The following is an 11,872-nucleotide window of genomic DNA, read 5'->3' on the forward strand; positions in this document are numbered from 1 at the left end:
CCAGGAGATACACGATGTCTACCCCTCCCGTCACCCTGATGGTGTCGCGCCGCGCCGCCCATGGCCGTTACCAGGACCTGCTGGCCTGGCTTCATGAAGGCGAGCAGTTGGCCACCGACTTCCCCGGCTATTTGGGCTCGGGCATCCTCGCGCCACCGGCCGAGGGCGATGAGTTCCAGATCATCTTCCGCTTCACCAACGAATCCACTCTGCACGCCTGGGAGCATTCGGCCTCGCGTCGGGCCTGGCTGCAACGTGGCGACGGCCTGTTCGAGCGCCCCAAAGAGAGGCGCGTCAGCGGCCTGGACGACTGGTTCGGCACCAATACAGTGCAAAAACCGCCACGCTGGAAGCAAGCAACCGCCATCTGGCTGGCATTCTTTCCGGTCTCGCTGCTGTTCAACGTGCTGTTCGGCCACTGGCTGGCGCCGCTGGATCTGCTGCCACGGGTACTGATCAGCACCCTGGCCCTGACGCCGGTGATGGTCTATCTGTTCATCCCGCTGTCCACCCGTCTGCTGGCCGGCTGGCTGAACCCAACAGTACCTGCCACCGGCCAGGCATCGCGCGGGCTGCGCAGCCGCTGAGGCGCAGCCGCACAAGAGCGAAACAGTTCGGGTATGCTGGGGCATCAATGCAAGGACAGACAAGTTGACGCCCCGATCATGAACAGCCCAATCCTCGTCACCGGCGCCAGCCAGCGCGTCGGACTGGCCCTGGCCCTTGAACTGGCACAGGCCGGCCATACGGTGGTCAGCGCCAGCCGCAGCATTCACCCACAAACGCCCCACCCGAACATCGTGCAGTTTCGCGCCGACCTGTGCCAGGAGGCCGACCGCCAGGCGCTGATCGAGTACCTGCAAAGCCATTACGACGGCTTGCGCGCGATCATCCACAACGCCTCGCTGTGGCTGGACGATGGCCTGGACAACCTGCAGACCATGTTCCGCCTGCACGTCGAGGCGCCCTATCACCTCAACCTGGCCCTGGGCGATTTGCTAGGCAAGGTCGAGAAGGCCGACATCATCCACATCTGCGACGAAACTTCCTCACGCGGCAGCAAGAGCCACATCGGCTACGCCGCGACCAAGGCCGCGCTGCAGAACATGGTGCTGTCGTTCGCCGAAAAATACGCGCCGAAGGTGCGCGTCAACGGTATCCTGCCGGGCCTGCTGATCCTCAAGGAAGGTGGCGACGACGCCTACCGCCAGCAGACCCTGAAAAAAGCCCTGCTGGAGTTCGAGCCCGGCGCCCGCCCGCTGATCGAGGCGGTGATGTTCCTGCTCGAAAGCCAATACAGCACCGGCAGCCAGGTGGTCATCAACGGTGGCCGCCACCTGAAGAATCGCATGACCTGAGGGAAGCCCCATGACCCCGCAACAACAGCTCGAACTCGAGGCCGCCGCGTTCCGGCGCCTGGTCGAACACCTGCAAAAGCGCACCGACGTGCAGAACATCGACCTGATGAACCTCTCCGGCTTCTGCCGCAACTGCCTGTCCAAGTGGTACAAGGCCGCCGCCGACGAGCGCCAGATCGACGTCAGCCTGGACGATGCCCGCGAGAAGGTCTACGGCATGCCCTATGCCGATTGGAAAGCCCAGTACCAGAAAGAAGCCAGCGCCGACCAACAAGCGGCGTTCGAAAAAGGAAAGCCACGTGACTGATCTGTCCACCCTGCGTAACAGCCTCGCCAGCGGCGAGCATGTTTTCGCCGACACCCTGGCGTTCATCGCCGCGAACTACAGCTACCAGCCCCAGGCCTTCAGCAATGGTGGCGTTGAGAACGCCGCCGGCCAGAACGAAGGCTCGTGCAAGACCCTGGGCCTGGCCCTGCTCGAAGGCTTGAGCGACCAGGAAGCCTTGTTGGCGTTTGGCGAGCACTACCGCAGCGTGCTGGCCACCCCCGAAGGCAGCGACCATGGCAACATCCGTGCACTTATCAAGCACGGGCTGGCCGGCGTCACCTTCGCCGAGCAGCCGCTCAAGCGTAACGCCTGATATCGCCGGGGCCGCTTTGCGGCCCAGGCCACCTCAGCTGATGATCCGTCCCGGTACCGCTTCAGGCAGCCTGCCCTGCTGCAACCAGGCCAGGGCAATCGGCCAGAGCGTCTCGCGGAAGCGGTCATGGAAGAACGCGAAATGCCCGATCTGCGCGACCGAGATATCTCCAGGCGCCAACCGCAGGTGCCGCCGCTCGGCGTGCTGCAGGTAGCCCAGTAACCGCTCGGTCGCCGCCACGGTCCCGAACGGGTCGTCCGTGAGGCTGATCGCCAACGTCGCGGCCTGCACCTGGGCGAACGGCAATTGCGCCAGTGTCCGCCCGCTCGGACGTTGCTCGTAGCGCGGCGTGCGAGTGGTCCAGTCGTGCACCACACCCGCCGGCGTGTCCTCCATCCAACCCAGGCGCTTGCCCGGGAAATACCCGCACAGTCGGGTCAGCAACGGCATCACCACGTGCCATTTACCTACCAGCCGCCAGCGCTCGTTCGCCGCATAGTCGCGCCAGTAAGCGAACTGCGCGCCGACCATCACCACCCGTCGCACCCGCCCGCCGGACGGCGCCAGCCCCACCGCGCAGCCGCCGAAACTGTGGGCCACCACATCCACCGGCTGGCCCGCGAAGCGCTCGGCGGCCAGTTGCAGCATCGCCTCGAAGTCCAGCCGCCCCCAGTCGCTCCACGACGCCTTGAAGCCGCGCAACGAAGCCGGCCGCGACTCGCCGATACCCCGGTAGTCGTAGGTCAGCACGTCGAAGCCCTGGGCGAAAAGGTAGTCGGCAAAACGCGAGTAGTAACGGCAGCGCACCGAGGTGGCGGCATTGATGATCACCAGCGGGCGCTGGGGGTCGGGGGAAGCGTGGCGCCAGAGGAAGCCTCCGAGGCTGTAGCCGTCGGCGGTACTGTGGCGAAAGGCGGTGGCGGGCTGGGTCAGGCTGCTCATGACGCGCTCCCTGCAGTGGTGCGCCAACGCTAGCAAAAAAAGCGTCTTCAGCCATCCCCTAGCAGGAGCCGCTGCGCAGCCCGTCGCAGGCTACACCTGCTCCCACGGAGCCCGCGCAACACCTGGAAGGCGCTGCGCGTGTGGGCACTGGCGAAGCCTGCGAGAGGGCTTGCAGGCTTCAGCGAGTATCGCCCCAACGGTGGGGCGACAGGCTTACAGCTCGATGCAGTCGAACTTCACATCGGTGGCGACGTCTTCGTCGTAGTTGACGTCAGCACGCTCGAAGCCGAACAGATTGAGGAACTGCTTCTTGTAACCGGCATAGTCGGTCAGCTGGAACAGGTTCTCGGTGGTCACTTGCGGCCACAGGGCCTTGCAGGCGTCCTGAACGTCGTCGCGCAGTTCCCAGTCGTCCAGACGCAGGCGGGCCTTCTCGTCCACCGGCATCGGTGCGCCGTCGGCGCGGTACATGCGGTCGCGGAACATGCGGTCCAGCTGGTCCTGTGTGCCTTCGTGAACGCCCTTCTCCTGCATGATCTTGAAGACCATCGACAAGTACAGCGGCATCACCGGAATGGCCGAGCTGGCCTGGGTGACCACCGACTTGAGCACCGCTACGTTGGCGCCGCCCTTGATTTCGCTGGCCAGCTTCTTGTCCAGGCGCAGGGCGGTTTCGTCCAGGTCCTGCTTGGCCTGGCCCAGGGCGCCGTGCCAGTAGATCGGCCAGGTGATTTCGGTGCCGATGTAGCTGAAAGCCACGGTGCGTGCGCCTTCGGCCAGCACGTCGGCTTGGCTCAGGGCGTCGATCCACAGTTGCCAGTCCTGGCCACCCATGACGGTGACGGTGTCGGCGATTTCCTGCTCGGTGGCCGGCTCGATGCTGGCCTCGATGATGGTGTCCTTGTTGGTGTCGATGGCGGTCGACTTGTACGGCTGGCCGATCGGCTTGAGTGCCGAGCGCACCAGTTCACCGGTCTGCGGCAGCTTGCGTACGGGCGAGGCCAGGGAGTAGACGACCAGGTCGACCTTGCCGCCCATTTCGTTCTTGATCAGCTCGATGACCTTGGCGCGGGCTTCGTCGGAGAAGGCGTCACCGTTGATCGACTTGCTGTACAGGCCGGCTTGCTTGGCGAACTTGTCGAAGGCAGCGGCGTTGTACCAACCCGCGGTACCGGCCTTGGTCTCGGTGCCCGGCTTTTCGAAGAACACGCCCAGAGTGTCGGCCTTGAAGCCGAAGGCTGCGGTGATGCGCGCCGCCAGGCCGTAGCCGCTGGATGCGCCGATGACCAAGACCTTCTTCGGACCATCCTCGCGCACGCCCAGCTTGCGGGTGGCTTCGATCTGGTCACGGACGTTGAGCTCGCAGCCCTTCGGGTGAGTCGTGGTGCAGATGAAACCGCGAACCTTAGGATGAATGATGGCCAATGTCTGTACCTCTTCAGGTTTGTGCCGAGGAAGCGCGCCGCAGGGGACGGTTCCGTTTGATCAGAGGGTGAGACTACCCCCGCAGGTTATCCGACACATATTACGGGGGTGATTGGCGCGATTCAAAAACAACCTGGCGCTCAGGCATGCAGTCATCGCGGGTCTTGGGGCTGACGCCGTCGCCCGGTGAGCATCGACAGGGGCAGGTTTTCCTTCAGGCGCAGGCTTTCGACCAGTGCCGCGAGCAGGTGCACGCAGACCAGCGCCAGCAGCGCGTTGGCCAGGAAGCTGTGCACATCGTTGGGCCAATCGACGCCCCACAGGGCGTCTACCTCCTGGGACAGCCAGCCGGTCACTCCCAGCCCTACGACGCAGGCGAGCATCAGCACCATCACCAGTGCGCCGATCGGCGTATGACCCAGCCGCTGGTAATGCTCACCCCGCCGCAAGGCCCGGGCATGCGCCGCAAGGCGCGTCGGGGTCGGCCAGAAGTCCGCCCAGCGCGCACTGCGCGGCCCGACGAAGCCCCACACCAGGCGCACGATCACCACACCGAGTGCGTAGTAGCCCAACCACTGATGCCAGTCGTCACCTTCCTCGTTGAAGAACGAGTTGGCGAAGAACACGAACACCAGCGACCAGTGGCAGCACCTGAGCAAGGGGTCCCAGAGCCGCACGCTGGCCATCAGTCATGGATCTCGCTCTTGACCGCCTTGCCGCTCACCGGGTCGTGGTAGATCTCGACCTTGCGTCCGTCCTTGTCGAAGCCGTAGATCTCGTAGCAGTTGCCCTTGGTGATCTTGAACTTGTTGATGCGGTAACCCTGCTCCTTGAGCTGGGCCTGGAACTGGTCGGCGTCCTGCCAGGTGCTGCGCTCGGCAGTGGTGCACTTGGGTTCGGCGAAGGCGCTGGCACTGGCGAAAATCAAGGCAGTGGCGATCAGGATCTGGCGCATGACGGGAAGCTCCGTTTTGTTTTTGGAAACCGCAGTGTGCGACGCGAAGCTGAAGCCAAGCTTAGTGCCAGCGGCCTTTGGACGCCCTGAAACGACTCCATTGATTTGAATTTCAGATCAATGCAAAAGAAAAACAAACTTAACAAATGAACCAAACCCGCCGATGCTGCCGGTAATACGCCGAGCCGGCGTCCACCCCTTGCACGGAGAACAACAAGATGAACGACGTGGTCATCGTCGCCGCCACCCGTACCGCCATCGGCAGCTTCCAGGGTGCCCTGGCCAATGTGCCCGCTGTGGACCTGGGCGCCGCCGTCATCAAGCGCCTGCTGGAGCAGACCCAACTGGACCCGGCCCAGGTCGACGAAGTGATCCTCGGCCAGGTGCTGACCGCCGGCGCCGGCCAGAACCCGGCGCGCCAGGCCGCGATCAAGGCCGGCCTGCCCTACAGCGTGCCCGCCCTGACCTTGAACAAGGTCTGCGGCTCGGGCCTCAAGGCCCTGCACCTGGCTGCCCAGGCCATCCGCTGCGGCGATGCCGAGGTGGTGATCGCCGGTGGCCAGGAGAACATGAGCCTTGCGCCCTACGTCCTGCCCTCGGCCCGTACCGGCCAGCGCATGGGCCACGGCCAACTGGTCGACACCATGATCACCGACGGCCTGTGGGATGCCTTCAACGACTACCACATGGGCATCACCGCCGAGAACCTGGTGGAAAAATACAGCCTCACCCGCGAGCAGCAGGACGCCTTTGCCGCCGAGTCCCAGCGCAAGGCGGTGGCCGCCATCGAGGCGGGCCGCTTCAAGGATGAGATCACCCCGATCGTCCTGCCGCAGAAAAAAGGCGAGCCGCTGGTGTTCGACACCGACGAGCAACCGCGCCCCGGCACCACCGCCGAAGCCCTGGGTAAACTGCGCCCGGCCTTCACGAAAGACGGCAGCGTCACCGCCGGCAACGCCTCCAGCCTCAACGACGGCGCCGCCGCGGTGCTGCTGATGAGCGCGAACAAGGCCAAGGCCCTGGGCCTGCCGGTGCTGGCGAAGATCAGCGCCTACGCCAGTGCAGGCGTGGACCCGGCGATCATGGGCATCGGCCCTGTCTCGGCCACCCAGCGCTGCCTGGACAAAGCCGGCTGGCAACTGGGCGAGCTGGACCTGATCGAGGCCAACGAAGCCTTCGCCGCCCAGGCCCTGGCCGTGGGCAAGGCGCTGGAGTGGAACGCCGAGCGCGTCAACGTCAACGGCGGCGCCATCGCCCTGGGCCACCCCATCGGTGCTTCGGGCTGCCGCGTGCTGGTGACCCTGCTGCACGAAATGATCAAGCGAGACGCCAAGAAAGGCCTGGCGACGCTGTGCATCGGCGGCGGGCAAGGCGTGGCACTGGCGATCGAACGCTGATCCATCGCCCGGGGGGCGCAGAGCGCCCCCTATGGCCTGGGCCTCACACCTTGCCCTTGGCCTGCTTCACATCGCTCGCCAGGCCACCCGAGGCCCCCGCAATGGTTGCGCCTGCACCCGGCAGCACCTGGGTCACGGTTTGCGTCACGGAGCTCTGCACATGGCGGGTGTACTCGGCCACTTGAACGCCCGCGCGCAGATGGGCCGAGACCGTCTGGGGCGTCAGTATCGTGCGGGTGAAGGTCGAGCTGACAGTGCGGAACAGATTGCCCAGCGCCGAGACGATGGACACGATGGTCAGCACCACGAACGGAATCGACAGCCACATGATGCTCATCTTGAACAGCGCCAGCTCCGTGCCCAGCCCCTGTAGGCGGCGGCAGTACTGCACGCACACGCACAGATAGATCATCGCCAAGACCGAGATGGCCAGCAGGTCACGCACATCGAACGCCACCCGTGCCGTCAGCAGCCCATAGATCAGCGCACTGACCAGCACGTCCGGCACCAGGACCTTGAGCCCCTCCACCGCCTTGGCGATGTTGTAGAGCACAAAGCCAATGAGCACGATCCAGCCCAACACCGGCACGAAGCTGAAAGCGATCACCAACAGCGACAGCAAGATGCCCTGCAGCATCCCGTGATAGAGCTTGTGGCGGATGAGGTAGAACACGAAGTAGCCAAACGAGAAGGCGGCAATCGCGAGCAATGAAGCGATCATCAGCTCACGATCGAGGAAAAAACTCGGGAAGCCGACGGCGATCATGAACGCCAGGCACAGGTATCCGCTCTTTTGCATCGAACAATCATCCATGGGGGGAGGCCGCGATCGGTGGGGTGCCTCCATCGCGGGCATGGATGCTACTAATGTGCCACTACCCTGTCGAGCGCGACTTCGTCTCTCGTGCCGGCACAAAAAAAACGCTACATCGATCGCGATGTAGCGTCAGCTCAGGGCTCGAATCAGGCCAGTGCCGTACGGCGTAACTCCCGCGCCGCGGCCACCATGTTGACCAGCGCCGCCTCGGTCTCCAGCCAGGCACGGGTCTTCAGGCCGCAGTCCGGGTTGACCCACAGGCGCTCGGCGGGGATACGCTGGGCCGCCTTGTTCAGCAGCCCGATGATGTCGTCCTTGCTCGGCACGCGCGGTGAGTGGATGTCGTACACGCCAGGGCCGATCTCGTTCGGGTAGTCGAAGCGCTCGAAGGCCTCCAGCAGTTCCATGTCCGAACGCGAGGTCTCGATGGTGATCACATCGGCGTCCATGGCCGCGATCGACTCGATCACATCGTTGAACTCGCTGTAGCACATGTGGGTGTGGATCTGCGTCTCGTCACGCACGCCCGAGGCGCAGAGGCGGAAGGCTTCGGTGGCCCATTCCAGGTAGTGCGGCCAGGCGCCACGGCGCAGCGGCAGGCCTTCGCGGAAGGCGGCTTCGTCGATCTGCACGATCTTGATGCCCGCCGCCTCCAGGTCCAGCACCTCGTCGCGGATCGCCAATGCCAGCTGGCGGGCCTGGACTTCGCGGTTCACATCCTCCCGTGGGAAGGACCACATCAGCATAGTCACAGGGCCCGTCAGCATGCCCTTCATCACCTTGTCGGTCAGACCCTGGGCGTACTGGATCCAGCCGACAGTCATGGCCTTCGGCCGGCTCAGGTCGCCGAAGATCACCGCCGGCTTCACGCAGCGCGAGCCATAGCTCTGCACCCAGCCGAAGCGGGTGAAAGCGTAGCCCTCGAGCTGCTCGGCGAAGTACTCGACCATGTCGTTGCGCTCGGCCTCGCCGTGCACCAGCACATCCAGGCCGAGGTGTTCCTGGATCTGCACGGCATGGCGGATCTCGCTCTGCATGGCTTCGACATAGTCGGCCTCGGTCAGCGTGCCCTGCTTGAACGCCTGGCGCGCCAGGCGGATCGCAGAAGTCTGTGGGAACGAGCCAATGGTCGTGGTGGGAAACGCCGGCAAATCGAGCCCCGCCCGCTGCTTGGCGATGCGCTGCGCGAAGGGCGACTGACGCTGGCTGTCCTTGGGCTGGATCGCCGCTACGCGAGCCTGTACCGCCGGCTTGTGGATGCGCGGCGAGGTGGCGCGGCTGGCCTGTACGGCGCGGCTCTGGGCCAGCGCCGCGATCACCTCATCGGCCTCGGGCGTGTTGATCGCCTTGGCCAGCAACGCCACTTCCTGGCACTTCTGCACGGCGAAGGCCAGCCAGCTCTTGAGCTCGGCATCGAGCTGATCTTCGCGGGCCAGGTCCACCGGGCTGTGCAGCAGCGAGCACGACGGCGCCACCCACAGGCGATCGCCCAGGCGCTCGGCAGCGTAACGCAGCACGTCCAAGGCCTTGTCCAGGTCGCAGCGCCACACATTGCGGCCGTTGACCACGCCCAGGGAGAGGATCTTGTAGGCCGGCAGGCGGTCGAGGATGGTCGGGAACTGCTCCGGCGCCCGCACCAGGTCGATGTGCAGGCCATCGACCGGCAGGTTGGCCGCCAGGCCCAGGTTGTCTTCCAGGCCGCCAAAGTAGGTGGCGACCAGCTTTTTCAGCGGCGCGCGCTGCAGGATGTTGTAGACGCGCTCGTAGGCGTTCTTCCAATCCTGGGGCAGATCCAGCGCCAGGATCGGCTCATCGATCTGCACCCACTCCACACCTTGGGCGGCCAGGCGGTTGAAGATCTGGTCGTACAGCGGCAACAGGCGATCCACCAGCTCGAGCTTGTCGAAATCGGCGCCCTTGGTCTTGCCCAACCATAGGTAAGTCAGTGGGCCGATCACCACCGACTTGACTGCGTGGCCCAGGGCCTTGGCCTCGTCCACTTCCTCGAACAACTGCTCCCAGCTCAGGGCGAACGCTTGGTCAGCGGTGAACTCCGGGACCAGGTAGTGGTAGTTGGTGTCGAACCATTTGGTCATTTCCTGGGCGTGGCCACCGCCACAGCAGCTGTCGCTGACGCCTCGCGCCATGGCGAACAGGGTGTTCAGGGACGGCTTGGCACCCTCGTGGCCAGCGAAGCGGGCCGGGATCACGCCGAAGGTCAGCGAATGGGTCAGCACCTGGTCGTACCAAGCGAAATCGCCGACCGGCAGCAGCTCGATCCCGGCGTCCTTCTGCACCTGCCAGTGGGCGGCCCGCAGCGCCTGGCCCACGGCGCGCAGGCCGGCTTCGTCCAGCTCGCCCTTCCAGAACGCCTCCTGGGCCTTCTTCAGTTCGCGGTCCCGACCGATACGCGGAAAGCCCAGGTTGTGCGCCAGTGCCATGTCTTATCCCTCAGAAATCTTGAAATTGAATGAGGGAATTTTCCCGGCTGAGCCATTGTGAGACAAACTCATTAAATTTGAGATCAACTCAAGAATTGCTCATGATCGTCGAACAGGTCGAGCGCAACAAGGACCCGCGAAAGGGCCAGCACAACCACCTCGAATGTCTCTTTCAGCGCATTTCCCTACGCAACCGGACATGACCCAACCCTCGCCCTGCCCCACAATGCCACCGTGCCCCAACCCGATATCCGAGCGCCCATGAGCCAGCTGAAAACCGCGCTGCACGACAACACCTTCGTCTGCATCATGGAGTTCGTGCCCAAGTCCTCCAGCGAGCGCTTCGCCAGCCTCGAAGCCCTCATGGCGCGCCAGCACCTGTGCGGCTGGCCCATGACCGTGGCCATCGCCGACCGGGTCGGCAGCCCCTTCGAAATGTCGCCGCTGGACGCCTATTCAAGCTTCAGGCAACCCCTGCCGGCCCTGTTGCACTTCTCCGGCAAGGACCGCGAGCGCCACCACTTGCTGGAGCAGTTGCAGCAGATGGACGCCGCCGGCCTCGACCAACTGCTGTTGCTCACCGGCGACCGCCTGCCCGGCCACGTCCCCGGCCAGCGCCCAGTGCGCTACCTCGAATCCATCGCTGCCCTGCAGACCGTGCGCCAGGCACGCCCCGACTGGCTACTCGGCGCCGGCATGCACCCGTTCAAGTACCGCGAGGAAGAAGGCGGCGCCCAATACTTCAAGGCCGAAAAGAAGCTCGCCGCCGGCGCGGACTTTCTGGCCCTGCAACTGGGCTATGACGCCAGCAAGCACCTCGAAGCCATCGAGTGGATGCGCCGCCAGCCCCACCCCAAGCCGCTTACGGCCTGCGTGATGGGCCTCACCCTGGGGCGCGCGAAGATCTTCGAGCACGTCGCCGGCATCGTCGTCACCCCGTCCATGCACGATGTGCTCGCCGCCGAAGCCGAGGTCTCCAAGGCCCACGCCCAAGCCCGCAGCCTCGAACGCCTGGCCCTGCAGATCATCGGCCTGCGCCTGATGGGCTATGCCGGCATCCACCTCTCCGGCATCCACGACCTGGAGCAGCTGGACGCCCTGGAGCGCAGCCTCGAGCACTGGCAGGCACGCCTGCTCTCACTGGAACAATGGGCCCCCGCCTGGCAAGCGTGCTGGCAGATGCCCGGCCTACCCGACGTCACCTTCCACCCGCCCGGCGCCAACTAGCGATTGGGCGAATCCCAGGTCAGCGCCTCGCCCAAGGAGACCGCGCGCTATCACCTGCTGCACGGCCTGCATTCACTGCTGTTCAGCCGCCGCAACCCACTGAGCCAGGCCTTCGGCTGGGCCGTGCAACGCCCGCTGTGGAAGACCCCAACCGGCGCCCGCGTGCTCCATCGCCTGGAACGCAGTGCGAAAAGGCCTCTGGTCGGGTGCGACACCTGCGGTACCTGCCGCCTGGAAGACACTCTCTACATCTGCCCGGAAACCTGCCCCAAAGGCCTGGCCAACGGCCCCTGCGGCGGCACCACGCTCAACCGCTGCGAGTTCGGCGACCGCGAGTGCATCCACAGCGTGAAGTACCGCACCGCCAAGGCCGTCCGGCAAACCGCTGTGCTCACCGAACGCCTGATCCCCTGCATCGACGCCGACACCCGCCACCGCAGCTCCTGGCCCACCTGGTTCCAAGCCCCCGCCGCGACCACCACCATCGCCAAGCCCTGTGGCAGTGGCCTTGCGCCGCAGTCGACCACCGAGGCCACCCTCAAAGCACCTGCCCTGCACGCCAGCGAAGTGCCCGAGCTGGACAACTGAACCCACGGCGATTGGGCCCAAAGGTGGCCCTGCCCGCCCACCCCACTTACACTCACCGGCCATCAGGACAGCCAACGCAGT

General features: G+C 65.0%; 11 protein-coding genes and 1 pseudogene. 6 read left to right on the forward strand and 6 right to left on the reverse strand.

The window, feature by feature from the left end; translation table 11 throughout:
* Window positions 1-14 precede the first annotated feature (14 nt).
* The 4 genes from AB1N67_RS20765 (at window position 15) to AB1N67_RS20780 (ending at window position 1,999) form a co-directional block, all read left to right on the forward strand.
* Window positions 15-587, forward strand: a complete 573-nt coding sequence (locus AB1N67_RS20765; protein WP_043209601.1) for an antibiotic biosynthesis monooxygenase — start codon at window positions 15-17, stop codon at window positions 585-587.
* A gap of 78 nt (window positions 588-665) precedes the next feature.
* Window positions 666-1,358: a dihydromonapterin reductase gene (gene folM / locus AB1N67_RS20770; protein ID WP_043209603.1), complete on the forward strand. Its 693-nt coding sequence runs from the start codon at window positions 666-668 to the stop codon at window positions 1,356-1,358.
* Window positions 1,359-1,368: 10 nt separating this feature from the next.
* Window positions 1,369-1,665 (forward strand): DUF1244 domain-containing protein, encoded by a 297-nt coding sequence (locus AB1N67_RS20775; RefSeq protein ID WP_043209604.1) that lies wholly within the window; start codon window positions 1,369-1,371, stop codon window positions 1,663-1,665.
* Window positions 1,658-1,999, forward strand: a complete 342-nt coding sequence (locus AB1N67_RS20780) for a HopJ type III effector protein (RefSeq protein WP_043209605.1) — start codon at window positions 1,658-1,660, stop codon at window positions 1,997-1,999. The genes AB1N67_RS20775 and AB1N67_RS20780 overlap by 8 nt, the downstream gene beginning before the upstream one ends.
* 33 nt (window positions 2,000-2,032) lie before the next feature.
* Here AB1N67_RS20780 and AB1N67_RS20785 read toward each other — a convergent pair whose 3' ends face one another.
* The 4 genes from AB1N67_RS20785 to AB1N67_RS20800 all read right to left on the reverse strand — a co-directional run bounded on the left by AB1N67_RS20785 (window position 2,033) and on the right by AB1N67_RS20800 (window position 5,321).
* Window positions 2,033-2,941 (reverse strand): alpha/beta fold hydrolase, encoded by a 909-nt coding sequence (locus AB1N67_RS20785; protein WP_090346819.1) that lies wholly within the window; start codon window positions 2,939-2,941, stop codon window positions 2,033-2,035.
* Window positions 2,942-3,154: 213 nt separating this feature from the next.
* A complete protein-coding gene (fabV, locus tag AB1N67_RS20790; protein WP_070576356.1) occupies window positions 3,155-4,366 on the reverse strand; it encodes an enoyl-ACP reductase FabV in 1,212 nt (403 codons plus the stop codon).
* Window positions 4,367-4,518: 152 nt separating this feature from the next.
* Window positions 4,519-5,052: a cytochrome b/b6 domain-containing protein gene (locus AB1N67_RS20795; RefSeq protein ID WP_043209610.1), complete on the reverse strand. Its 534-nt coding sequence runs from the start codon at window positions 5,050-5,052 to the stop codon at window positions 4,519-4,521.
* A complete protein-coding gene (locus AB1N67_RS20800; protein ID WP_043209611.1) occupies window positions 5,052-5,321 on the reverse strand; it encodes a PepSY domain-containing protein in 270 nt (89 codons plus the stop codon). The genes AB1N67_RS20795 and AB1N67_RS20800 overlap by 1 nt, the downstream gene beginning before the upstream one ends.
* Before the next feature lie 218 nt (window positions 5,322-5,539).
* Between AB1N67_RS20800 and AB1N67_RS20805 the strand changes: the two genes are divergently transcribed.
* Window positions 5,540-6,718 (forward strand): acetyl-CoA C-acetyltransferase, encoded by a 1,179-nt coding sequence (locus AB1N67_RS20805; protein WP_336201704.1) that lies wholly within the window; start codon window positions 5,540-5,542, stop codon window positions 6,716-6,718.
* Between the two features lie 43 nt (window positions 6,719-6,761).
* On the opposite strand, the gene AB1N67_RS20810 is transcribed toward AB1N67_RS20805, so the two are convergent.
* A complete protein-coding gene (locus tag AB1N67_RS20810; protein WP_367863347.1) occupies window positions 6,762-7,517 on the reverse strand; it encodes a hypothetical protein in 756 nt (251 codons plus the stop codon).
* A gap of 164 nt (window positions 7,518-7,681) precedes the next feature.
* On the reverse strand, window positions 7,682-9,976 hold the full coding sequence (gene metE, locus AB1N67_RS20815; protein ID WP_367863348.1) for a 5-methyltetrahydropteroyltriglutamate--homocysteine S-methyltransferase: 2,295 nt from the start codon (window positions 9,974-9,976) through the stop codon (window positions 7,682-7,684).
* Between the two features lie 261 nt (window positions 9,977-10,237).
* Between metE and AB1N67_RS20820 the strand changes: the two are divergent.
* A pseudogene (locus AB1N67_RS20820) lies at window positions 10,238-11,791 on the forward strand (methylenetetrahydrofolate reductase C-terminal domain-containing protein).
* Window positions 11,792-11,872 lie beyond the last annotated feature (81 nt).

Origin of the sequence: Pseudomonas guariconensis (assembly GCF_040822035.1) — a bacterium.
GTDB classification, from domain to species: domain Bacteria; phylum Pseudomonadota; class Gammaproteobacteria; order Pseudomonadales; family Pseudomonadaceae; genus Aquipseudomonas; species Aquipseudomonas guariconensis.